The sequence below is a fragment of the Micromonospora sp. NPDC050397 genome (genome assembly GCF_044901685.1).
Taxonomy (GTDB): Bacteria; Actinomycetota; Actinomycetes; order Mycobacteriales; family Micromonosporaceae; genus Micromonospora_G.
This window is the reverse complement of sequence record NZ_JBJDPS010000006.1, coordinates 65454-88647: the sequence shown is the minus strand read 5'-3', so window position 1 is coordinate 88647 and position 23194 is coordinate 65454. Positions and strand designations below refer to the sequence as shown.

Genomic DNA, 23194 nt, shown 5'->3' with positions numbered 1-23194 from the left:
TGTCCGGGACAGCCGACCGACACTTCGGTGACCAGCCCGGACACGCGCAGTCGCGTCCCGGACAGGGCAAGCCTGTTCTCAAGCCGACGGATCTTGGTCAAGCTGTCCCCAGCACCGAACGGGGTGACCTGGAGCGAAGGCGGACCCGCGAGTGCGGGGATGCCGGTGGTGGGACCGAGGGGTACGGCCCACGACAACCGCGAGGGTACGGATTCCGGCAGCCACGGGGGAGGCCGGAATCCGTACCCTCGCGGGTCGTCCTCGGTGGGTCGTCCTCGGCGGTCTTCGATCCGCGATCGGAAAGAGGGAACGGGTGTCGCGCTCAGACGTTGAAACGGAACTCGACCACGTCGCCGTCCTGCATGACGTAGTCCTTGCCCTCCAGCCGGACCCGCCCGGCCGCCTTTGCCGCCGCCATCGAACCCGCCACGACCAGGTCCTCGTACGAGACGATCTCGGCCTTGATGAACCCGCGTTGGAAGTCGGTGTGGATCACTCCGGCGGCCTCGGGCGCGGTGGCGCCGACCGGGATGGTCCAGGCCCGCGCCTCCTTCGGACCGGCGGTCAGGTACGTCTGGAGCCCGAGGGTACGGAACCCGACCCGGATCAGCTGGTCTAGCCCCGGCTCCGGCTGCCCGATCGACTCCAGCAGCTCACGGGCCTCCTCCGGCGGCAGGTCGATCAGCTCCGACTCCACCTTGGCGTCCATGAACACCGCCTCGGCGGGAGCGACCAGCGCGCGCAACTCGTCCAGGAAGTCGGCGTTGCCGAGTTCGGCCTCGTCGACGTTGAAGACGTACAGGAACGGCTTGGTGGTCAGCAGGTGCAGCTCGCGCAGCTCGGCGGTGTCGATCCCGGCGCCGGCCCCGCCCGCGTAGAGGGTCACACCCGTGTTGAGCAGCTCGATCGCCTTCTTGGCCGCCTCGACCGCCGCCGCCCGGTCCTTGCGGAGCTTCGCTTCCTTCTCCAGCCGGGGCAGCGCCTTCTCCAGGGTCTGGAGGTCGGCGAGGATCAGCTCGGTGTTGATCGTCTCGATGTCGTCGGCGGGTGAGACCTTGCCGTCGACGTGCACCACGTTCGGGTCGGAGAAGGCCCGGACCACCTGGCAGATCGCGGCCGCGTCACGGATGTTGGCCAGGAACGCGTTGCCCCGGCCCTGTCCCTTGGAGGCGCCCCGGACCAGGCCGGCGATGTCGACGAAGGTCACCGGCGCGGGGAGGATCTTCTGGGAGCCGTGGATCTCGGCCAGCTTGTCCAGCCGCTCGTCCGGCAGGCCGACCACGCCGACGTTCGGCTCGATCGTCGCGAACGGGTAGTTCGCGGCCAGCACGTCGTTCTTGGTGAGGGCGTTGAAGAGCGTGCTCTTGCCGACGTTGGGCAGGCCGACGATACCTAGCGAGATAGCCACGACAGACCAGCATACGCAACTGCTCGCGCCCCCCGGCGACACGCCCGCGCCCGCCGGATCGCCGGAGCTGAGCGGTTAACAAGGGGCCCTTCCTATACAGAAAGCGATAACAGGGGCCCCTTCCTTACACAGAGGTCCGAATTCCGCTAGCGGGTGGGCTGTGGCGGGGGCACGATCGGTGGCGTGGAGTTGGACTTCGAGCGGTGCTACCGGGCCGTCGACAGCCGTGACCAGCGGTTCGACGGCTGGTTCTACACCGGCGTACGGACCACCGGGATCTACTGCCGGCCGTCCTGCCCGGCCGTCACGCCGAAGCGCCAGAACGTCGACTTCTACCCGTCGGCCGCCGCCGCCCAGCGCGGCGGACTGCGGGCCTGCCGCCGGTGCCGCCCCGACGCGGCGCCGGGCTCGCCGGACTGGGACGTACGGGCGGACGTGGTCGGGCGGGCGATGCGGTTGATCGCGGACGGTGTGGTGGACCGGGACGGGGTTCCGGGGCTCGCCGCCCGCCTCGGTTACACCGAACGGCACCTGCACCGGATGCTCACCGCCGAGGTCGGCGCCGGGCCGCTGGCACTGGCCCGGGCGCAGCGCGCGCAGACCGCCCGGATCCTGATCGAGACCACCGGACTCGGGCTCGCGGAGATCGCGTTCGCCGCCGGGTTCGGCAGCGTACGGCAGTTCAACGACACGATCCGCGAGGTGTACGCGGCGGTCCCGTCGACGCTCCGGGCGACCGCGCGCCACCGGCCGGTCGGTTCCGGGGCGGGCACGGTCTCGCTGCGGCTCGCGTACCGGGCGCCGCTGCACGTCGACGCCCTGCTCGACTTCTTCGCCCTGCGCGCCCTGGCCGGGGTGGAACGGGTCGGCGACGGCTCGTACAGCCGGGCACTGCGGCTGCCGCACGGGCCGGCGGAGGTGACCCTGACCCCGCTGCCCGGCCACGTCGCGGCCAGGCTGCGGCTGACCGACGTACGCGACCTGGCGCCGGCGGTGGCGCGCTGCCGCCGCCTGCTCGACCTGGACGCCGACCCGGAGGCGGTGGACGCGACGCTCGGCGCCGACCCGGCACTCGCCGACGCGGTCGCCAAGGAGCCCGGCGTACGGGTGCCGAGGGCGGTCGACGGGTTCGAGATGACCGTCCGGGCGATCGTCGGCCAGCAGGTGTCCGTGGCCGGCGCCCGAACCGTGCTGGGCCGGCTGGTCGCCGCCGCGACGGAGCCGGAGCCGACCGACCCCGAAGCGGTCGCCGGAGGAGCCGGGGGCGAGACCGGGCGGTCCCTGCGGGCGTTCCCGTCGGCGGAGCGGGTGCTGGCGCTACCGGACAGCGCCTACGGCATGCCGGCCGCCCGCCGCGAGACGATCCGTACGGTGGCGCGGGCGGTCGCCGAGGGCGGGCTCGACCTCGACCCGGGGGCGGACCGGGAGCAGCTCACCGCCGCACTGACCGGGTTGCCGGGGATCGGACCGTGGACCGCCGCGTACGTGTTGCTGCGCGCGGTCGGCGACCCGGACGCGTTCCTCCCCACCGACCTCGGCGTACGTCACGGCGCGACCGCGCTCGGACTGCCGGAGAGCCCGACCGGCCTCGCCGACCACGCCGTCCGCTGGCGTCCCTGGCGTTCCTACGCCACCATCCGACTCTGGAGAGCAGCATCATGACCGACGTGAGGCAACTGAGCAGCGCGACCGTCGCCACCCCGGCCGGTCCGTTGACCGTGCTGGCCAACCCGGACGGGGCGGTCCGGGCCGCCGGCTGGACCGGCGAGGTGGACGCGCTACTGGCGGTCGTACACTCGAGCCTGCGGGCCCCGGTCCGGCCCCGCGCCGACCTGGGGGCGGTGACCGTGGCGGTCCGCTCGTACCTCGACGGCGAGCTGACCGCGATCGACGGGGTGCCGGTCGAGCAGTACAGCGGCGGCGAGTTCATGACCCACGCGTGGCAGACGTTGCGCCAGGTCAAGGCGGGCGAGCCGGTGACGTACACCGGGTTTGCCGAGTTGTCCGGGCGGCCGAGGGCGGTCCGCGCCGCGGCGGCTGCCTGCGCCCGCAACGCCGCCGCGCTCTTTGTCCCCTGCCACCGGGTGCTGCGCACCGACGGTGGGCTCGGCGGCTTCCGGTGGGGGCTGGACGTCAAGGAGTGGCTACTCGGTCACGAGCGGCGATTGACCGGAAGCTGACTGTCACTGAATCTATGTTTACCGATACGGTGCAGGGGTGCCTCCGGAACCCGACGACCCGAATCCACTGGTCGACACCGGTACGGAGGCAACCCCGCCGGTCCGGTTCGGGCACAACCTGTGGCGGCTGCGCCGCTACGTGCGGCCGTACGCGGGGCAGCTCGGCTGGCTGCTGATCGTCGCGTTCGCGGCAACCGGGGCGAGTCTCGCCGTACCCCTGGTCATCCGGCAGGTGGTCGACGGACCGATCGCGGAGCGCGACCCGGGCGGCCTGTTCCGGCTCGGCGCCCTGGCCCTCCTGCTCGGCCTCGCCGAAGCGGTGCTGATCTTCGTACGCCGCTGGGTGCAGTCCTCCACCGCGCTCGGCATCGAGTCGACCATCCGCGACGACGTCTACGCCCACCTGCAACGACTCCAGGTCGGCTTCCACGACCGCTGGCAGTCCGGACAGCTCCTCTCCCGGGTCACCACCGACCTGTCGGTGATCCGCCGGTTCCTCTCCTTCGGACTGCTCTTCCTCGTCGTCAACACCGTCACCTATCTCGCCGTGGTGGGGCTCCTGATCCACCTCTACTGGCCGCTCGGGCTGCTGGTCGCGGCGAGCGCGGTGCCGCTGTTCACGGTCAGCCGGCGGTTCACCCGGTCGTACCTGGCCGCGTCCCGCCGGATGCAGGACGAGCAGGGCGACCTGGCCACCCTGATCGAGGAGTCTGCCCAGGGGCTGCGGACCATCAAGGCGTTCGGCCGGCGGCCCGAGATGGCCGACCGGTTCGCCGTACGCGCCCGGCAGTTGCACGACACCGCCACCGGCAAGGGCCGGTTGATCGCACGCACCTCGGCCGAGTTCGACCTGGTGCCGAACCTCACCCTGGCGGTGGTGCTGGTCGCCGGGGCACCGGCGGTCGCGTACGGCGCGCTGACCATCGGTGAGCTGGTCGCCTTCGTCACGCTGCAACTGATGCTGATCTGGCCGATCGAGTCGCTCGGCTGGATCATCGCCAACGGGCAGGAGGCGGTGACCGCCGCCGACCGGATCCACGAGGTGCTCGACACCGAGCCGAGCATCGTCGACCGGCCGCACGCGGTCGCCCTGCGCCGCCGTGCCGTACGCGGCCACCTCCGGTTCGAAGGGGTCGGCTTCGGTTATCCCGGAACCGCCGCCCCCGTCCTGCGCGACATCACCCTGGAGGTACGGCCGGGCGAGACGATGGCGATCGTCGGCGCCACCGGCTCCGGCAAGACCACGCTGCTGTCGCTGGTCCCCCGGCTCTACGACGTCACCGCCGGGCGGCTCACCCTGGACGGGCGGGACATCCGTGACGTCCAGCTCGACGGGCTGCGTCGGGTGGTCGGCGTCGCGTTCGAGGAACCGACGCTCTTCTCCATGTCGGTCCGGGAGAACCTGACCCTGGGTCGACCCGACGCGACCGAGGAGGAGCTGCGCGCCGCGCTCACGGTGGCTCAGGCCGACTTCGTGTACGAGCTGCCCTGGGGTTTGCGGACCCGGGTCGGTGAGCAGGGGCTCTCCCTCTCCGGCGGCCAGCGCCAACGGCTCGCCCTGGCCCGCGCGGTGCTCGGCCGACCGGGCGTGCTGGTGCTCGACGACCCGCTCTCCGCCCTCGACGTGCACACCGAGGCCCTGGTGGAGGCGGCGCTGGCCCGGGTGCTGCGGGACACCACCGCGCTGCTGGTGGTGCACCGCCCCTCCACCGTCGCGCTCGCCGACCGGGTGGCGCTGCTCGCCGACGGCCGGATCACCGCCGTCGGCACCCACTCCGAGCTGCTCGCCACCGTCCCGGACTACCGCGCGGTCCTCTCCGCCGTGGCCGAGCCCGCCGCCGACGACCCGGACCCGACCGGGAGGCCCGACGACGACCCGGACCCGACCGGGAGGCCCGACGACGCCGGTCTGATCCACTCGTGACCGCCGAATCCGTACCCGCCGGAGAACTCGGCCCGGACGACCCGCTGCGCGGCTGGCGGGGCGTGGCCACCGATCCGGACGCCGAACGGACCAGCGCCGAACGGGGCACCGCCCGCGCGCTCGCCCTGCTCCGTACGCGCAGCCGGGTCCTGCTCGGCGGGCTGCTCCGGCCACACCGCCGGCTGATCGGGGTGGCGGTGTTGCTGCTGCTGGTGCAGAACGTGGCCGGCATGGCCGGGCCGTACCTGGTCATGCTCGGCATCGACCGGGCGATCGAGCCGCTGCGCGCCGGTGACCCGTGGCTGCTGGTCGTGGTGGCGGTCGCGTTCGCCGCCGCAGCCGCCGCCGAGTACGCCGGCAAGCGTGGTTTCCTCGCCCTCTCCTCGCGGATCGGTCAGGCCATCCTGATCGACCTGCGCCAACGGGTGTACGAACACTTCCTCCGGCTCTCCGTCGGCTTCCACGAGCGGTACACCTCGGGACGGGTGATCGCCCGGCTGACCAGTGACATGGACTCGATCGCCGAGTTGGTCGACGGCGGCATCGACGACCTGGTGCTGGCCGGGCTCTCCATCGTCTCCGTCGCCGGTGTGCTGCTCTGGCTCGATCCGCCGCTGGCCGCCGTGACACTGCTCGCGTTCCCGTTCCTGCTGGTCCTCTCCCGCTGGTTCGCCCGCGCCTCCGGGCTCGCCTACCGACGTACCCGGGAGGCCATCGCGTTGGTGATCGTGCACTTCGTCGAGTCCCTCGGCGGCATCCGGGCGGTGCAGGCGTTTCGGCGGGAGCCGCGCAACCAGCGCATCTTCGCCTCGGTGAACGACGAGTACCGGCAGGCCAACCTGCGCGCGTTCCGCCTCATCGCCACCTACTCACCGGCGATCAAGGTGATCGGCAACGTGACCGTGGCGGTGGTGCTGACGTACGGCGGCTGGCGGGTGCTGCACGGCGAGACCGAGATCGGCGTACTCGCCGCGTTCCTGCTCTACCTACGTCGCTTCTTCGAACCCATGCAGGAGCTGAGCCAGTTCTACAACTCGCTCCAGTCGGCCACCGCCGCCCTGGAGAAGCTCTCCGGGGTGCTCGACGAACGGCCGGGGGTGCCGGAGCCGTCGACGCCGACCCCACTGCCCGGCGGCGGCCGGGGCGGGGCGGTCGAGTTCCGCGCGGTGACGTTCAGCTACCGCGAGCGGACCCCGGTCCTGCCCGAACTCGACCTGCGGATCCCGGCCGGGCAGATCGTGGCCCTGGTCGGCGCGACCGGTGCGGGAAAGTCCACGGTGGCCAAGCTGGTCGCCCGGTTCTACGACCCGACCAGTGGGACGGTCAGCCTGGACGGGGTCGACCTGCGGCAGCTCGCCGACGCCGACCTGCGCCGGGCGGTGGTGATGGTGACCCAGGAGAACTACCTCTTCACCGGATCGATCGCCGACAACATCGGCCTCGGCCGACCCGAGGCGGCGCGGCGCGAGATCGAGGCGGCGGCACGGGCGATCGGCGCACACGAGTTCATCTCGACCCTGCCCGAGGGGTACGACACCGACGTGCACCGGCGCGGCGGCCGGCTCTCCGCCGGGCAGCGTCAGCTCGTCGCGTTCGCCCGCGCCTTCCTCGCCGACCCGACCGTACTGATCCTGGACGAGGCGACCTCGTCGCTGGACGTACCGAGCGAACGGCTGGTGCAGCGGGCCCTGCGCACGATCCTGCGGGACCGGACCGCGCTGGTGATCGCGCACCGGCTCTCCACGGTGGAGATCGCCGACCGGGTGCTGGTGGTCGACGGCGGCCGGATCGTCGAGGACGGCCCACCGGCCCGGCTGGTCGAGGACGGTGGCCGGTACGCCGCCCTGCACCGGCAGTGGCGCGAGTCGCTGATCTGAGCGGACGGTGGGCTGGCTCGCCGATCCGGGCGGACGGTGGACCGGCTCGCGGATCCGGGCGGGCGGCGGCGGCGCCCGGCTGCCGTCCCCCGGGTCACCTCACCGGTCCAGGCTGCCGCTCCGATCCGGTCACGTCCCGCATGTCGGTATTGCCGGTCACGGACCGTGTCGATCGCTCGGTAGCATCGGGTCATGACGGATACGGCGAGGAACCAGCGCGCCGGTGTCCCCGAGCGTCCCAGCCTGGACGGACTCGAGGAGACCTGGTCGCGCCGCTGGCAGGAGGAGGGCACGTACGCGTTCGACCGGTCGAAGGACCGGGCGAGCGTATACGCGATCGACACCCCGCCGCCGACCGTATCCGGCGAGCTGCACATGGGGCACGTCTTCTCCTACACCCACACCGACACGGTCGCCCGGTTCCAGCGGATGCGCGGCCGGGCCGTCTTCTACCCGATGGGCTGGGACGACAACGGTCTGCCGACCGAGCGCCGGGTGCAGAACGTGTACGGCGTGCGCTGCGAGCCGGCGCTGCCGTACGACCCGCAGTGGCGGCCCCCGGCGACTCCGGTCAGTGACGACGCGCGGAAGAACCCGATCCCGATCTCCCGCCGTAACTTCGTCGAGTTGTGCACCCGGCTCACCGGCGAGGACGAGCAGGTCTTCGAGGCGTTGTGGCGGCGACTCGGGCTGTCGGTGGACTGGTCGCTGACGTACACCACGATCGGTCGGCGGGCGCAGGCCACGTCGCAGCGGGCGTTCCTGCGCAACCTGGCCCGGGGCGAGGCGTACCAGGCCGAGGCGCCGACGCTCTGGGACGTGGGCTTCGGGACCGCCGTCGCCCAGGCGGAGTTGGAGGACCGGGAGCGCCCGGGGGCGTACCACCGGCTCCGGTTCACGATCGCGTCCCCCGGCATCGCCGGAGCCGATCCGGCCGTGCCCGACCGCACCGGGCCGTACGTCGAGATCGAGACCACCCGCCCGGAGCTGCTGCCGGCCTGCGTGGCGTTGGTCTGCCACCCGGACGACGACCGTTACGCCCACCTGGTCGGCGGCACCGTCCGGACCCCGGTCTTCGGGGTCGAGGTGCCGGTGCACGCGCACCCGCTGGCCGAGCCGACCAAGGGCACCGGTCTGGTGATGGTCTGCACCTTCGGCGACCTGAGCGACGTGACCTGGTGGCGGGACCTGCAACTGGAGACCCGGGTGGTGATCGGCCGGACCGGTCGGCTGCTGCCCGAGCCGCCGGCCGGCGTCGACCCGGTGCCGTACGCGCCGCTGGCCGGCAGGACGGTGAACGCCGCCCGCCGCGAGTTGGTCGCGATGCTCACCGCCGCCGGTGACCTGGTCGGCGAGCCGAAGCCGATCACCCACCCGGTGAAGTTCTACGAGCGGGGCGACAGCCCGCTGGAGATCATCTCTAGTCGCCAGTGGTACCTGCGCAACGGCGGCCGGGAGCCCGAGCTGCGGGCCGAGTTGCTGGCCCGGGGCGAGGAGCTGCGCTGGGTGCCGGCACACATGCGGCACCGCTACGAGCACTGGGTGGGCGGCCTGACCGGCGACTGGCTGGTCAGCCGCCAGCGCTTCTTCGGGGTGCCGATCCCGGTCTGGTACCGGCTCGACGACGCTGGCGAGCCGGACTACGCACACCCTCTCACGCCGGACGAGTCCCTGCTCCCGGTTGACCCGTCGAGCGACACCCCGGCCGGTTTCGACGAGGCCCAGCGCGGCCAGCCGGGCGGGTTCACCGCCGACCCGGACGTGATGGACACCTGGGCCACCTCCTCGCTCAGCCCGCAGATCGTCGGCGGCTGGGAGACCGACCCGGACCTCTTCGCCCGGGTCTTCCCGATGGACCTGCGTCCGCAGGGGCAGGAGATCATCCGTACCTGGCTCTTCTCCTCGGTCGTCCGGGCCCACCTGGAACACGGGGTGCTGCCCTGGCGGGACGCGGTCCTGTCCGGCTGGATCCTGGATCCGGACCGGAAGAAGATGTCCAAGTCCAAGGGGAACGTGGTCACCCCGATGTCGCTGCTGGAAGCCAGCGGTGCCGACGCGGTGCGGTACTGGGCGGCGAACGGCCGACCCGGCACCGACCTGGCCTTCGACCCGGCCCAGATCAAGGTCGGCCGCCGGCTCGCCACCAAGATCCTCAACGCGTCCAAGTTCGCGCTCGGGCTCGGCGCCGGGGGCGCGTTGCGGGCCGAGGTCACCGAGCCGCTGGACCGGGCCATGCTGGCCGGGTTGGGCACGGTGGTCGGCACCGCCACGACCACTTTCGACGGGTACGACCACACGGCCGCCCTACAGGCGACCGAGTCGTTCTTCTGGACGTTCTGCGACGACTACATCGAGTTGGTGAAGGAACGGGCGTACGGGTCCGGGCCGGGTGCGGACTCCGCCCGTGCGGCGCTGGCCATCGCGCTCTCCGCCCAACTGCGGCTCTTCGCCCCGTTCCTGCCGTACGTCACCGAGGAGGTCTGGTCCTGGTGGCGGTACGGCTCGGTGCACCAGGCGCCCTGGCCGACGAGGTACGAGTTGAGTCAGGCGGCGCGGGACGGCGACCCGGAACTGCTCCGACTCGCCGGAGCGGCGCTGACCCAGGTGCGCCGGGCCAAGTCGGACCGCAAGCTGTCGATGCGTACCGACGTGCCGCTCGCCGAGGCGCTCGGCCCCGCCGAGGTGTTGGAGAAGCTCGCGTTGGTCGCCGACGACCTGCGTTCGGCCGGCCGGATCGCCAAGCTCGACCTGCTCCCCGACCGCGCCCCCGACCTGGTGATCGCCGCCGCCTTCTGAGGTGTAAGGAAGGGCCCCTTCCTTACACCTTGAGCGCCGGCTCGGGCTCGGACGCGGGGACGGCGGGCGTACGGGTCCGCAGGCCGAGCGCGGCAACGACCACACCGAGCACCGCGCCCACGACCGGGACGAGCAGGGCGGTTCGGAGCGCGTCGAGCGCGGCCTGCGGCGACGCGCCACCGACCACCCCGTCCTGGGGAGCGCCGACGCCGGCGAGCGCGGCGACGTTCACCGCGGTCACCGCCGACAGGCCGAGCGCGGTGCCGAACTGCATCGCGGTGTAGAGCAGGCCGCCGGCCAGCCCGTGCTCGGGCTCGTCGACGCCGTCGGTGGCGGCCAGGGTCAGCGGACCGTACGCCAGCGAGAAGGCAAGACCCAGCAGGACCAGGGTCGGCAGCATCGCGGTGTAGGCCCACTCCAGCCCGGCGGGCAGGAAGAGCGCGTACGCCACCGCCGCCAGCGCCATGCCACCGAACAGCACCCGCGCGTTCCCGTACCGGTTCACCAGCCGCGTGGTCAGGGTCGGGGCGAGGATGGTGTCGATGGCGACGACCAGCATCGCCAGTCCGGTCTGCAACGTGCCCCAGCCACGGATCTCCTGTAGGTAGAGGGTCACCAGGAACTGGAAACCGGCGAAGGAACCGAGGAAGAGCAGCGCCGCGAGGTTCGCCCGCACCAGCGGCGCCGAACGCAGGATGCCGAGCCGTACCAGCGGGCTCGCCGATCTCCGTTCGACCGTCGTGAAGGCGACCAACGCGGCCAGTCCGGCGGCGAACACGCCGACGGTCACGGCCAGACCGTCGCCGCCGTGTTCGAGCCGGATCACCCCGTACGCCAACAGCAGCATCGCGCCAGTGATGCTCAGGGCACCGGCGATGTCGAAGCCACCCGCCGGTCGGTCGGGTCGTCCGGTGTCCCCGATCAGTCGTACGGCGGCGAGCAGGATCAGCGCCGCGAGGATGACCGGGGCGAAGAAGACCCAGCGCCACCCGACCGAGGTGAGCAGGCCACCGGCGACGAGGCCGAGTGAGAAGCCGCCCGCCGCCGTCCCGGCGTACACCCCGAGTGCTTTGTTGCGTTGCCGCCCCTGCGGAAAGTGGGCGGTGAGCAGCGAGAGTCCGGCCGGGGTCAGGAACGCGGCGGCCACCCCGGTGACAAAGCGGGCGACCAGCAGGGTCCAGCCGTTGGTGGCGAACCCGCCCAGGCCGGCGAAGACCAGGAAGACGACCAGCCAGACCAGGAACATCCGCCGGCGGCCGAGCAGGTCGGCGGCACGCCCGCCGAGCAGCATGAAACCGCCGTAGCCGAGCACGTACGCGCTGACCACGCCGCTCAGCATCCCGGTGGAGAGGCCGAGGTCGGCCCGGATCGACGGCAGCGCCACGTTGAGCATCGCCACGTCGATCCCCTCCAGGAAGATCGCCCCGCACAACACGAACAACACGCCCCACGCGCGGCCGTTGATCCGATCCCCAGGCCGATTTTCCGGTACGGACACGAGCCGACTCCTCTCCCACGGGCGGATCCGGAAACGGATCCCGGAAGACGGAACCGGCGCCGTCCCGTTCGGTCACCGGGCCTGTCGGCCCACACGGTTCCCCTCAGTGGTGCCGGTTCCCTCTTGTAACCAGCAGAATCGTCGGGCAGCATCGGAGGGCATGGAAGACGGCACTTCGAAGTCCCCCGGTTACTGCGGGGATACCGACGGCGACTACGACATCCTCCAGTGGGACACCCGGGAGGACTGCGAGGTGCGGCAGATCCTCGACCGGATCGCCGACAAGTGGTCGCTGCTGATCATCGCGCTGCTGGACCGGCGCAGCCTGCGCTTCACCGAGCTGCGCGACCGGGTGGACGGGATCAGCCAGCGGATGCTCACCCGTACCCTGCGTCACCTCGAACGTGACGGGCTGGTCAGCCGTACCGTCCGCCCGATCGTGCCGCCCCGGGTGGACTACGCGCTCACCCCGATGGGGGCGACCCTGCACTCGACGATCCGGAGCCTGGTCACCTGGACCGAGGAGCACCAGAACCAGATCGCCAGCGCCCGCGCCGCGTACGACGCCCGCGCGGCCGACGAACGGGAGGCGACGGAACGGGAGAACGCCGAGCGGGCGGCCATCGCCCGCGAGGTGCTGACCGGCACCCGACGCTGATTCCCGTCCCGCCCGACCGGTCAGCACACCCACCCGGCGGTCAGCACGGCCGGTCGCCCCGGCCGGTCAGTACGGCCAGTCGCCCTGGCTGGTCAGTACGGCCAGTCGCCCCGCAGGAAACGCAGCCCGAGCAGGAACGTCACCACGGCCGGGCCGAGCAGCAGGGTGATCGCCTGCAACCGGTACGGAATCCGGTGCCGGGTCAGCTCGACCGCGTTCAGGAAGACGATCACTCCGGCCAGCATCATGAACCCGCCCCACCAGTCGGTCCGACCGAAGTCGATCCGCCCGGAGCGCAACAGCAGAAAGGTGACACCGAGCGCCGCACCGCCCAGCGCGAGCATGGCCACCGTACGGTGCGCCGCGCGGGCCAGCGGGTGGGCCGGGTGCCAACCGTAGGTGCCGGCCACGGCGAGCGACGGAAACATGATCATCAGCGGCCAGCCCCGGCCCATAGCGCCGAGCATGAGCAACGCGCCGACCGTGAAGACCAGTGTGCCGACACAGGCCACCAGGTATCCGGCGAACGCTCGTCCGCCGCCACGGACCAGCAGCGGCCCGCCGGTCGCGGCGATCAGCGCGCCGGGCACCAGGACGAAGCCGGCCCACCAGTGGAACCGGTCGATCGACTGGGCGGTCACGGTCACCGCCACCACCGCCAACGCGGCCACGGCCAGGCTGCCGAGCCAACTGGTGGCCGTTCCGGGCCGCTGCGGCGTCACGATTCGCATGTCTACGCTCACCCCGCCGACTCTGCCCTTTACGACGCCTACTGGCCATCCCGCCAGCCCTACCATCCCCGGGCGGGCTAACCCGAACCAACCACCCGACCACCGGGCAGTTGATTATGAAGTTGTCGCGCGCTCGGGCCTCCAAGCACGCGACAGTTTCATGATCAACAAGGTCGGGTTCGGGGTTGGGCGGTCAGAAGTCGCCGCCGCCGAAGTCGCCGCCACCCCAGTCGCCGCCGCCGGACCAGTCGCCGTCGGTGCCGCCGGACCAGTCGCCGTCGGTGCCGCCGAAGCCGGAGTCGCTGGGATAGTCGGCGGCGCTGTAGTCGGCGTCGCCGCTGTAGCCGATGTCGGTGTAGTCGGCGTCGGTGGCCCCGGCGTCGCCGCCCGCTCCGGGGTCACCGGCGTCGGTGCCGTCGGCGAAGCCCTCCTGGTAGCCGGCGTCGTAGCCGTAGCCGGGGTCGGCGAACGCGGGCGAGAAGAGCGCGTCGGCGATCAGCATGCCGCCGACCACCCCGGCGCCGGCCGCCAGTCCGGTCTTCCACCAGGGGGTGGAGTACCAGCCGGACGGAACCGGCCGACCCTGGTAGCGCCCACCCGGGTAGTAGTACGGGGTGCCCGTGCCCGGCTGCGGACCGGCCCGGAACACCTGCCCCTGGACCTTGACCTCGCGCTCCCGGGTGAGCGCTCCGGCGCCCCGGGCGGCGGCGAGCGGCGGCAGTTCGGGACCGGGGTCGAGGCCGAGCGCCGTCCGGGCGGCGCGGACGTACGCCAGGCCCTCCAGCGCGGTCTCCCGGGCCAGCTCGTACTGCTTGGCGCTGCGAGCCTGCTCCAGTTGGCCACCGGCGGCGTTGTAACGCTCCCCGGCGTCGCTCAGCGCCTGCCGTACGGCGGGTTCGTCGCCCCGCAGGCTCAGCACCTGTCCGCCGAGCCGCTCGTACCAACGCACCGCGTCGGCCCGCGCGTCGGCCAGCTCACGCACCTGCCGGGCGGCGGTCTCGCGTCGCCACCAGGTGACGCCGCCGACCAGGAGAACCAGCAGGACCAGGACCCATACCATGCGTACGACGGTAGCGCCGCCAGCCAAGCAGCCGGCCTTACCGGCGATCCAGGTCACACCGGTGTCGTACGCGTTTGGCATGCTCAGCGACGTGGGAGTCGCGACGGTGCTGGTGGTGGTCGTCTGTCTCGGCGCCGGTGGCGCGGTCGGCTGGCTGGCCGCCCGCGCCCGCTCCGCCGCCGAGATCGCCCGACTGGACGCGACGCTGCGGGCCACCCGGGAGGGCGAGGGGCGGCTGGAGCAGTCGATGCGGGCGCTCTCCTACGAGGCGACCGCGCAGTCCCAGGAGGCGGTGGCCCGGGCGGTAGCGCCGCTGCACGAGACCCTGCGCCGCTACGAGCAGCGGGTGGTCGAGCTGGAACGCGACCGGGTCGACGCGTACGCCGAGCTGCGCGAGCAGGTGCGCTCGATGGGTGCGGTCTCCGGTGAGTTGCGTACCGAGACCAAACAGCTCGTGGCGGCACTGCGCGCACCCCAGGTTCGGGGGCGCTGGGGCGAGCACCAGTTGCGCCGGATCGTCGAGGCCGCCGGCCTGCTGGAGCACTGCGACTTCGCCGAGCAGGTCACCTCGACCGTCGAGGACCGGGTGGTCCGCCCCGACCTGGTGGTCCGGCTGCACGGCGGCCGGTCGGTGGTGGTGGACGCCAAGGCGCCGTTCGAGGCGTACCTGACCGCGATGGAGGCGCGGGACGAGCGCGGGCGGGACGCCCACCTGGACAACCACGCCCGCCACCTGCGGGCCCACGTGGACGCGCTGTCGGCCAAGGCGTACTGGTCGGCGTTCGCGCAGACCCCGGAGTTCGTGGTGCTCTTCGTCCCGGCCGACCCGTTCCTCGACGTCGCGATGCAGCGGGACCCGACCCTGCTGGAGCACGCCTTCACCCGCAACATCGTGCTCGCCACCCCGGCCACCCTGGTCGCCCTGCTCCGCACGGTGGCGTACGCCTGGCGTCAGGAGGCGCTCGCGGCCAACGCGGTGGCGGTGCACACGCTGGCGCGCGAGCTGTACGGGCGACTGTCCACTCTGGGTGAACACGTGGCAAAGCTCGGCGGTTCGCTCGGCTCGGCCGTGACCGCTTACAACCGTGCCGTCGGCTCGTTGGAGTCGCGGGTGCTGGTGAGCGCACGCAAGCTGGCCGACCTTGGCGTGTCGGGCGAGGAGCTGTCCGCGCCGGCACAGGTCGAGCTGACCACCCGCCAATTACAGGCTCCGGAGCTGACCGATAAAGGCCAGCACGAGATTCACAGAGAGTAGCCGGATCGTAGCATAGGAATATACGAATGCCATTCGATCAATGTCACGGGCTGGTCACAACGATCTCAGGAGTAGTGACAGGATCGGGCCTGACGCGAAGGATGCGCTCACACGTGCCCTGTTTCTAAGGGCCCTGTTCTCTGGAGGAAGAGAACGTGAGTAAACCCCGCACCTGGAGTCGGCGTACCTCCGCCGGCCTCCTCGCGTCAGTCGTGGCGGCGGGCGCCATGACACTGACGGGTGGTGTCACCACCGCCAGCGCCAACCCGTCGACCGAAGCCGACGTTCTCAAGGGGACCCCCACTGACACGTTGGGTTCCCACGATCTCGAACTGCTCGCCAAGGCCGAGGCCAACCGCGAGCAGGACGTCACGGTGATCGTGGCGACGGACAAGGGTGAGGCCAAGGATGTCGCGGCGGAGCTGAAGAAGCTCGGTGGCGTCATCGGCAAGCAGGTGGACGGTGTCGGCTACGTCCGCGCGCGCATTCCCACCAGCGCCGTCCTCAAGGCCGCCAAGCTGCCCGGCGTCTCCGCACTGGACCTGAACGAGACGATCCAGTTGCCGAAGCCGGAGCCGGTGAAGGCGGGCGCCAAGGCGGCGGTGACGGCGAGCGGGCCGGGCGCGGACACCGCCGCGGTCAACCCGTACATGCCGACCAGCGAGACCGGCGCGGTCGCCTTCAAGCAGGCGCACCCCGAGTGGGACGGGCGGGGGGTGACCATCGGCATCATGGACTCCGGCGTCGACCTGGACAACCCGGCGCTGCAGACCACCACCACCGGCGAGCGGAAGATCGTCGACTGGTTCACCGCCACCGACCCGCTGTTCGACAGTGACGCGACCTGGCGGGCGATGCTGACCGACGTCACCGGACCGGCCTTCAACTACGGCGGGACGAGCTGGACCGCGCCGGCCGGGACGTACAAGATCAACCGGTTCTCGGAGAACATCACCGCGGCGAGCTCGCCCGGCGGTGACGTCAACCGGGACGGCGACACCACCGACGCGTTCGGTGTGCTCTACGACCCGGTGAGCCACGACATCCGGGTCGACGCCAACCAGAACCGCGACTTCAACGACGACCCGGTCATGCGGCCGTACGGCGAGCGCTACGACGTCGGTCACTTCGGTACCGACAACCCGGCCACCGCCGTCCGCGACCAGATCCCGTTCGTGGTCGAGTACCGCGAGGACGTCGACGTCACCCCCGCCGGCCTGCCCGGCGTCGCCGACTTCGTCAACATCGGCATCATCGAGGACGAGCACGGCTCGCACGTCGCCGGCATCACCGCCGCCAACGACATGCTGGGCAACGCGAACTTCGACGGCGCCGCCCCCGGCGCCAAGCTGGTCTCCGCCCGCGCCTGCTCCTGGGGCGGTGGCTGCACCGCCGCCGCGCTGACCGACGGCATGGTCGACCTGGTCGTCAACCGCGGCGTCGACGTGGTCAACATGTCGATCGGTGGCCTGCCGACGCTGAACGACGGCAACAACGCCCGGGCGCAGCTCTACGACCGCCTGATCCAGGACTACGGCGTCCAGATGTTCATCTCGGCCGGCAACGACGGTCCGGGCGTGAACACCCTCGGCGACCCGTCCACCGCGACCGACGTGGTCAGCGTCGCGGCCGGCATCAGCCAGGAGACCTACCTGGCCAACTACGGCTCGGAGACCCGTACGCCGTACCAGTTGTTCAACTTCTCCTCGCGCGGGCCGCGTGAGGACGGTGCCTTCAAGCCGAACATCACCGCGCCGGGGTCGGCCCTGTCGACCACGCCGGTGTGGCAGCCGGGCATCCCGGTCGCCGAGGCCGGTTACCAGCTCCCGCCGGGCATCCAGATGATCAACGGCACCTCGATGTCCTCGCCGCAGGCGACGGGCGCGGCGGCGCTGCTGCTCTCGGCGGCGAAGGCCACCGGCAAGGACGCTTCCCCGACGAAGCTCCGCAAGGCGATCTACTCCTCCGCCACCTGGATCGACGGGGTCAGCGCGCAGGGTCAGGGCAACGGCAAGTTCAACGTGCCGGGCGCCTGGGACCTGCTCGCCGGTGGCTTCGACGTTCGTGGCTACCAGGCGGCCGCACCGGTCTGCACCCCGCTCTCCGACTTCCTGGTGACCCCGGACAAGGGCGTCGGGATCTACAACCGGTGCGCGGTGACCGAGGGCGGCCAGCGGCCGGACGTGGCGAAGAAGTACACCGTCAAGGTCACCCGGACCACCGGGGCCAACAAGGACATCAAGCACACGGTCCGCTGGGTCGGCAACGAGGCCGGCGTGTTCCGTAACGCGCCGAAGAACCTGATCCTCCCGCTGAACAAGACCGTGACCTTCACGATCGAGTCGCGGGCCGGCGTCGGCTCGCACAGCGCGATCATGCAGGTGGACGACCCGGCGACCTCGATCGTCGACTTCGCCTTCCTCAACACGGTCGTCATCTCCAACGTGCCGACGAAGCCGAACTTCGACTTCACCGCCAGCGGCACGGTCGACCGCAACCTCTCCAAGTCCTTCTTTGTCACCGTGCCCGAGGGCGCGGCGGCGCTGCAGGTCAACCTGACCGGGGTGGCCCCGGGCTCGCAGACCCGCTTCATCGCGAACAGCCCGTACGGCGTCCCGGTGGAGAGCACCTCGAGCCTGAACTGCTACACCAACTTCTCCGACGCCGCGGTCTGCAAGCCGGACGAGCGGTCGTACCTGAACCCGGTTCCGGGTGTCTGGGAGATCGAGGTGGAGTCCCGCCGTACCTCCGGCCTGCTGGAGAACCCGTTCGCGCTGCAGGCCCGGATCCAGGGCGTCGCGGTGCAGCCGTCCGTGGTCGAGCTGCCCAGCGTCACCGCCGGTCAGCCCACCCCGGTCACCTGGTCGCTGAGCAACACCTACGGCCCGGTCACCGTCTCCGGCCAGGGCGGCGCGCTCGGTAGCGTCGTGTCGCAGCGTCCGACCATCGCCAACCACGAGGTGCAGACCTTCGAGGTGGCGGTGCCGGCCGGTGCCACCCGGCTCGACGTCGCGATCGGCAACACCAGCGACCCGGGCGCGGACCTGGACCTCTTCGTCTACCGCAACGGCACGCTGGTCGGGCAGGCCGCTGACGGGGACTCGGAAGAGGCGGTGTCGCTGGCGAACCCGCCCGCGGGCGTCTACACGGTCGAGATCGACGGGTACGCCGTACCCGCCGGCACCACCGCGTACGACTACCGGGACGTGTTCTACTCGGCCGCGCTCGGCAACATCTCGGCGTCGGGCACCTGGGTGTCCCTGCCGAAGAACGGCTCCACCGGCAGCGTCACCGGCGCGGTCACCGTGCTGAGCGCACCGCCGGCCGGCCGGCAGCTCTTCGGTGAGCTCCAGATCGTGACCAGCGAGGGCGCGGTCGTCGGCCGCGGCAACGTGGCGATCGGCTCGGTCAACTAACCGTTCGAGAACAGACGTGGAGCCCGTCCCCGGTCGGGGGCGGGCTCCACGTTTTCCGGTCACCGCGCGACGGGGTGGGTGTCAGGCGGGCCTGACGCTCTCCACCAGCAACGGGGTGCCCTGCTGGCAGGTGGTCATCAGGCCGGGTTGGAGCCGCCCGGTCACGGTCACCCGGGCGCCGCTGCGGAGCTGGTCGCGCGGGCCGTTGACGAGTAGGTAGTTGTCGATCAGCAGGCAGTTCGGCTCGACCCCGGGGGTGACCACACCGGTCACGGTCATCGTGCCGGTCGGCGCGGAACCGCCGGGGGACTTGCTCGGGGTCGGCCGGCCGGTCGGACTGGCCGGGGCGGTGGAGTTGGCCGGCGGCAACGGTGGTTCGGCGTTCGGGTCACTGGGCTTGATGCTCGACAACGACGGTCCTCCTGAGGGGTTGACCGAAGGCGGGGTCGCGGATTCGCCGCAGGCGCCGAGGACCACGCAGACGGCAACCGCGGAGAACCCGATCCGGAACGACTTCATACGTACTCCGACGCGATCTCCCGGGCGGACGTTCCACCCGGGGCGTACGGACGCGGGGCGCGGCGGGGTCGGCGTACCGTGCTCTCCGGCCGACACCGTGACCCGCCTCAGCCGTTGCCGGCGCTGGCGGCGAGCGCGGCGGCCTCGGCGGACCGGGCCGCGGCGGCGGCCTTCATGTCGCGCTTGAGCTCCTGCGGCAGCGAGAAGGTGAGCCGCTCGTCGGCGGTGGTCACCTCGGCCACGTCGGTGAAGCCCCGCTCGGCGAGGTGGTCCAGGACCTGCATGACCAGTTCGTCCGGCACGCTCGCCCCCGAGGTCAGCCCGACCGTGCCGGCGCCGGCCAACCACTCGTCGGAGATCTCCGAGGCGTAGTCGACCAGGTAGCCCGCCCGGGCACCGGCGTCGACGGCCACCTCGACCAGCCGGATCGAGTTGGACGAGTTGCGCGACCCGACCACGATCACCACGTCACAGTCGGCGGCGATCTGCTTGACCACGTGCTGGCGGTTGGAGGTGGCGTAGCAGATGTCGTCGCTGGGCGGGGACTGGAGCAGCGGCAGCCGTTGCTTCAGGCGGGCCACGGTCTCCATCGTCTCGTCCACCGAGAGCGTGGTCTGGGAGAGCCAGACGACCTTCGCCGGGTCCCGTACGGTGACCTGGTCGACACTGTCCGGCCCGTCGACGAGCTGGATGTGCGCCGGGGCCTCGCCGGCCGTGCCGACGACCTCCTCGTGCCCCTCGTGACCGATCAGCAGGATGTCGTAGTCGTCGGCCGCGAACCGCCGTGCCTCGTGGTGGACCTTGGTGACCAGCGGGCAGGTCGCGTCGATCGCCCGCAGTGAGCGCTCCTTGGCCTGCTCGTAGACCTCGGGCGCCACGCCGTGCGCGGAGAAGATCACCGTGGCGCCCTCCGGCACCTCGTCGTTCTCCTCGACGAAGATCGCCCCCTGCCGCTCCAGGGTCTGTACGACGTGCTTGTTGTGCACGATCTGCTTGCGTACGTAGATCGGCGCGCCGTAGAGCTTGAGCGCCTCCTCGACGGTCTGCACCGCCCGGTCGACGCCGGCACAGTAACCTCGCGGCTTGGCCAGCAGCACGCGCTTGCGGGTCTGGGAAGTCGCCTCAGCCTCGATCACAGGCTCAGTCTACGTGCCGATCCGGGCCGGGGCGGCGGGCCGCCGCAGCACCTCGCCAGCGCCACCCGGCCGGCGTGCGGCGGGGCGGGGCGGGCCGGCACCGTCGGTGGCCCGCCGTAGGCTGACCGGATGACCGAGGCCGGCGCCCCGCGCAGCACCCCCGACGAGCCGTGGCCGGTCCGGGTGGTCAGCCAGAAGGTGAGCGCCTGGATCGCCAAACTCGGCTGGGTATGGGTGGACGGCCAGGTCGCCCAGATCAACCGCCGCCCCGGCGCCGCCACCGTCTTCCTCACCCTGCGTGACCCGTCGGCCGACCTCAGCCTCACCGTCACCACCAGCCGGGACGTGCTCGACGCCGGTGCCCCGGAGCTGGCCGAGGGCGCCCGGGTGGTGCTGCACGCAAAACCGGAGTTCTACGCCGGGCGGGGCACGCTCAGCCTGCGTGCCGACGAGATCCGGCAGGTGGGGCTCGGCGAGTTGCTGGCCCGGCTGGAGAAGCTGAGGAAGCTGCTCGCCGCCGAGGGGCTGTTCGACCGGTCCCGCAAGCGGCGGCTGCCGTTCCTGCCGAACCGGGTCGGTCTGATCACCGGCCGGGCCTCGGCCGCCGAGCGGGACGTCCTGCTCAACACCCAGCGCCGTTGGCCGGCGGTGGACTTCCGGACGGTCAACGTCGCCGTACAGGGGCCGACGGCGGTGCCGCAGATCATCGACGCGCTGCGCGTACTCGACGCGGACGAGAGCGTGGACGTGATCGTGCTGGCCCGGGGCGGCGGCGGGGTGGAGGATCTGCTCCCCTTCTCCGACGAGGCGCTCTGCCGGGCCGTTTTTGGCTGCCGTACGCCGGTGGTCAGCGCGATCGGGCACGAGAGCGACGCCCCGCTGGTGGACTACGTCGCCGACCTGCGCGCCTCCACCCCGACGGACGCGGCCAAACGGATCGTGCCCGACCTGGCCGAGGAGCAGCGGCTGATCGGCCAGGCCCGGCACCGCCTCGATCGCGCCGTACGCAATCTTCTCGACCGGGAGACGCACCGACTCGACGGGCTGCGCTCCCGACCGGTGCTCGCCCGTCCCCAGGTCATGCTCGACCAGCGGGCGGCCGACACCGGCGCGCTGCGCGACCGGGCCGGTCGATGCCTCGACAGCCGACTGACCGCCGCCACCGGGGAGCTACGTCAGACCGTGGCCCGGCTCAGGGCCCTCTCCCCGGCCGCCACCCTGGAGCGCGGGTACGCCATCGTGCAACGCGCCGACGAGCAGGTGGTCCGCGCGGCCGACGAGGTGGCCGGCGGCGACCAGCTCCGGATCCGCCTGGCCGACGGCGAGCTGACCGCGACGGTGGACGGGCAGCCGTGACCGCCGGGCAGCCGTGATTGCCGGGCACCCACGATTGGCCGTGACCGGCGCGTACCGATCAGACGAGGGCGGTCGTGGGTCAGGAGCGGGCCGGGATCGCCGTGTACCACGCGAAGATGGGACATCATGACCAAAGAGCAGAAGCGCACCACCGGGTCGGACGAGCGGCCGAGCTACGAGCAGGCGCGCGCGGAGCTGGCATCGGTGGTGGAGCGGTTGGAGACCGGCGGGATCTCGCTGGAGGAGTCGCTGGCGCTCTGGGAACGCGGCGAGCGGCTGGCCGAGATCTGCCAGCACTGGCTGGACGGCGCCCGGGACCGGATCGACGCCGCCCGGCGGGCCCGGGAGAGCGGCACACCCGCCTGAGCCGGGGCCCCTCGCGAGCGCCTGACCTGAACGGCTCGCGACGGTGTGACGGGGCGACGACGTCCACCCCGTCACACCGGGCAGAACCCAGGCGGAAGCTACTTCAGCATCTCGTACAGCTCGGCCGGCGCCTCGACCACCTCGGTGGCCGGCGGCGCCTTCGGAGCCGGGGCGGCACCGTAGTCGGAGTAGCTGACCCGCAGCTCCTGGGCGGCGGTCTTGCCCACCGCGGGCACCTTGATGGTCAGCTCGGTGAGCCGGCCCTGCGGGTCGACCTTGGCCTCGAACGGAAGCTTGCTGGCCGCCGCGCCGAGATCGCTCACAATCGATCCGCCGACCAGGCTCGCGTCGGATGCCCTGGCCAGGTCGATGTGACCCACGTAGCCCCCGTCGCCGCTGCTCCGCACGTCGACGATGGCCTGGGTGAGCGTCGCGGCTCCGGCCGGGTCGACGTCCGAGAAGTCGAAGTCGAGCAGGGCGGCGCCGGAGATCCTGGTCTTGTCGAGGTGGTGGTACTTGCCGGTGGCGAGCAGGTCAAGGCCGGGGAGCGCGCTCAGGCCGTTTCCCTCGACCTTGGCCCACCCGTCCGTACCGATGTAGATGATGTCCGTCGCGATCGAGCTGCCGGCGACGCCGAAGGTCATCTTCATCCGGGCACTCTGGCTGGGCGCGTGCACCACACCCTCGCCCTGCGTGCTGGCGCTCCTGATGACAAAACTGAAGTTGCCCTTGGCGATCTCCGCCGTGGAGGCGAGCAGGGCCTGCTTGGGGTCGGTGGAGGTGGCGGGGCTCTGCGACGTGGCGGTCTTCGCTCCCCCCGGTTCGCACGCGGCGATTCCGGGAACGAGCAGAGCTGCGCTGACGAGAACGGTGACGCTCGAGCGCCGAATTCTCACGTGGAAATCCCCTTCAGGATGTCTCCGGCGTCAATGCGCCGCTGGTCGAACGGCCGTAGCCTAACGCCTGGGCATCCCCTACACAGAAACCCTTAAGTATTACATAAAACTCGCGGAT

At 71.6% G+C, this 23194-nt stretch carries 17 protein-coding genes; 10 read left to right on the top strand and 7 right to left on the bottom strand.

Annotation, left to right across the window (positions count from 1 at the left end; translation table 11 throughout):
- Positions 1-322: 322 nt before the first annotated feature.
- The gene (gene ychF, locus ACI2K4_RS21485) at positions 323-1408 is read right to left on the bottom strand and encodes a redox-regulated ATPase YchF (protein WP_404513510.1); all 1086 of its coding nucleotides are present in this window, start codon (positions 1406-1408) and stop codon (positions 323-325) included.
- 183 nt (positions 1409-1591) lie between these two features.
- On the opposite strand from ychF, the gene ACI2K4_RS21480 reads away from it, so the two are divergent.
- The 5 genes from ACI2K4_RS21480 to valS all read left to right on the top strand — a co-directional run bounded on the left by ACI2K4_RS21480 (position 1592) and on the right by valS (position 10185).
- On the top strand, positions 1592-3070 hold the full coding sequence (locus ACI2K4_RS21480) for an AlkA N-terminal domain-containing protein (protein WP_404513508.1): 1479 nt from the start codon (positions 1592-1594) through the stop codon (positions 3068-3070).
- Entirely contained in the window at positions 3067-3588 is a 522-nt protein-coding gene (locus ACI2K4_RS21475) for a methylated-DNA--[protein]-cysteine S-methyltransferase (RefSeq protein WP_404513506.1), read from the top strand. The genes ACI2K4_RS21480 and ACI2K4_RS21475 overlap by 4 nt, the downstream gene beginning before the upstream one ends.
- Positions 3589-3625: 37 nt before the next feature.
- Positions 3626-5512, top strand: coding sequence for an ABC transporter ATP-binding protein (locus ACI2K4_RS21470; RefSeq protein WP_404513504.1), 1887 nt, complete (start codon positions 3626-3628; stop codon positions 5510-5512).
- Complete coding sequence (locus tag ACI2K4_RS21465) at positions 5509-7389, top strand: ABC transporter ATP-binding protein (protein ID WP_404513502.1); 1881 nt, start codon at positions 5509-5511, stop codon at positions 7387-7389. The genes ACI2K4_RS21470 and ACI2K4_RS21465 overlap by 4 nt, the downstream gene beginning before the upstream one ends.
- Before the next feature lie 192 nt (positions 7390-7581).
- Positions 7582-10185 (top strand): valine--tRNA ligase, encoded by a 2604-nt coding sequence (valS, locus tag ACI2K4_RS21460; protein WP_404513500.1) that lies wholly within the window; start codon positions 7582-7584, stop codon positions 10183-10185.
- Positions 10186-10207: 22 nt separating this feature from the next.
- Here the strand turns inward: valS and ACI2K4_RS21455 are convergent, their stop codons facing one another.
- Positions 10208-11683, bottom strand: coding sequence for an MFS transporter (locus tag ACI2K4_RS21455; protein WP_404513498.1), 1476 nt, complete (start codon positions 11681-11683; stop codon positions 10208-10210).
- Positions 11684-11843: 160 nt separating this feature from the next.
- Between ACI2K4_RS21455 and ACI2K4_RS21450 the strand changes: the two genes are divergently transcribed.
- Positions 11844-12341 (top strand): winged helix-turn-helix transcriptional regulator, encoded by a 498-nt coding sequence (locus ACI2K4_RS21450; protein ID WP_404513496.1) that lies wholly within the window; start codon positions 11844-11846, stop codon positions 12339-12341.
- A 92-nt stretch (positions 12342-12433) separates the two neighbouring features.
- On the opposite strand, the gene ACI2K4_RS21445 is transcribed toward ACI2K4_RS21450, so the two are convergent.
- The gene (locus ACI2K4_RS21445) at positions 12434-13072 is read right to left on the bottom strand and encodes a hypothetical protein (RefSeq protein WP_404513494.1); all 639 of its coding nucleotides are present in this window, start codon (positions 13070-13072) and stop codon (positions 12434-12436) included.
- A gap of 193 nt (positions 13073-13265) precedes the next feature.
- On the bottom strand, positions 13266-14132 hold the full coding sequence (locus ACI2K4_RS21440) for a hypothetical protein (protein WP_404513492.1): 867 nt from the start codon (positions 14130-14132) through the stop codon (positions 13266-13268).
- Between the two features lie 79 nt (positions 14133-14211).
- Here ACI2K4_RS21440 and ACI2K4_RS21435 point away from each other — a divergent pair, with 79 nt between their 5' ends.
- Positions 14212-15387, top strand: coding sequence for a DNA recombination protein RmuC (locus ACI2K4_RS21435; protein ID WP_404514055.1), 1176 nt, complete (start codon positions 14212-14214; stop codon positions 15385-15387).
- 155 nt (positions 15388-15542) lie between these two features.
- Positions 15543-18803, top strand: coding sequence for a S8 family serine peptidase (locus tag ACI2K4_RS21430; protein ID WP_404513490.1), 3261 nt, complete (start codon positions 15543-15545; stop codon positions 18801-18803).
- Positions 18804-18884: 81 nt separating this feature from the next.
- Here ACI2K4_RS21430 and ACI2K4_RS21425 read toward each other — a convergent pair whose 3' ends face one another.
- Together ACI2K4_RS21425 and ACI2K4_RS21420 are read right to left on the bottom strand one after the other, a co-directional pair.
- A complete protein-coding gene (locus tag ACI2K4_RS21425) occupies positions 18885-19214 on the bottom strand; it encodes a hypothetical protein (RefSeq protein ID WP_404513488.1) in 330 nt (109 codons plus the stop codon).
- Positions 19215-19429: 215 nt separating this feature from the next.
- Positions 19430-20458 (bottom strand): 4-hydroxy-3-methylbut-2-enyl diphosphate reductase, encoded by a 1029-nt coding sequence (locus ACI2K4_RS21420; protein WP_404513487.1) that lies wholly within the window; start codon positions 20456-20458, stop codon positions 19430-19432.
- A 129-nt stretch (positions 20459-20587) separates the two neighbouring features.
- Here ACI2K4_RS21420 and xseA point away from each other — a divergent pair, with 129 nt between their 5' ends.
- A complete protein-coding gene (gene xseA / locus ACI2K4_RS21415; protein ID WP_404513486.1) occupies positions 20588-21814 on the top strand; it encodes an exodeoxyribonuclease VII large subunit in 1227 nt (408 codons plus the stop codon).
- A gap of 126 nt (positions 21815-21940) precedes the next feature.
- Entirely contained in the window at positions 21941-22180 is a 240-nt protein-coding gene (locus ACI2K4_RS21410; RefSeq protein ID WP_404513485.1) for an exodeoxyribonuclease VII small subunit, read from the top strand.
- 98 nt (positions 22181-22278) lie between these two features.
- Here ACI2K4_RS21410 and ACI2K4_RS21405 read toward each other — a convergent pair whose 3' ends face one another.
- Complete coding sequence (locus tag ACI2K4_RS21405) at positions 22279-23076, bottom strand: hypothetical protein (RefSeq protein WP_404513484.1); 798 nt, start codon at positions 23074-23076, stop codon at positions 22279-22281.
- Between the last annotated feature and the right edge of the window lie 118 nt (positions 23077-23194).

What these genes read in the sequence shown, in the direction of transcription:
- ACI2K4_RS21475 (WP_404513506.1), top strand. Translation starts at nt 3,067, where the DNA reads ATGACCGACGTGAGGCAACTGAGCAGCGCGACCGTCGCCACCCCGGCC.
- valS (WP_404513500.1), top strand. Translation starts at nt 7,582, where the DNA reads ATGACGGATACGGCGAGGAACCAGCGCGCCGGTGTCCCCGAGCGTCCC.
- ACI2K4_RS21450 (WP_404513496.1), top strand. Translation starts at nt 11,844, where the DNA reads ATGGAAGACGGCACTTCGAAGTCCCCCGGTTACTGCGGGGATACCGAC.
- ACI2K4_RS21445 (WP_404513494.1), bottom strand. Translation starts at nt 13,072, where the DNA reads ATGCGAATCGTGACGCCGCAGCGGCCCGGAACGGCCACCAGTTGGCTC.
- ACI2K4_RS21440 (WP_404513492.1), bottom strand. Translation starts at nt 14,132, where the DNA reads ATGGTATGGGTCCTGGTCCTGCTGGTTCTCCTGGTCGGCGGCGTCACC.
- ACI2K4_RS21435 (WP_404514055.1), top strand. Translation starts at nt 14,212, where the DNA reads ATGCTCAGCGACGTGGGAGTCGCGACGGTGCTGGTGGTGGTCGTCTGT.
- xseA (WP_404513486.1), top strand. Translation starts at nt 20,588, where the DNA reads ATGACCGAGGCCGGCGCCCCGCGCAGCACCCCCGACGAGCCGTGGCCG.
- ACI2K4_RS21410 (WP_404513485.1), top strand. Translation starts at nt 21,941, where the DNA reads ATGACCAAAGAGCAGAAGCGCACCACCGGGTCGGACGAGCGGCCGAGC.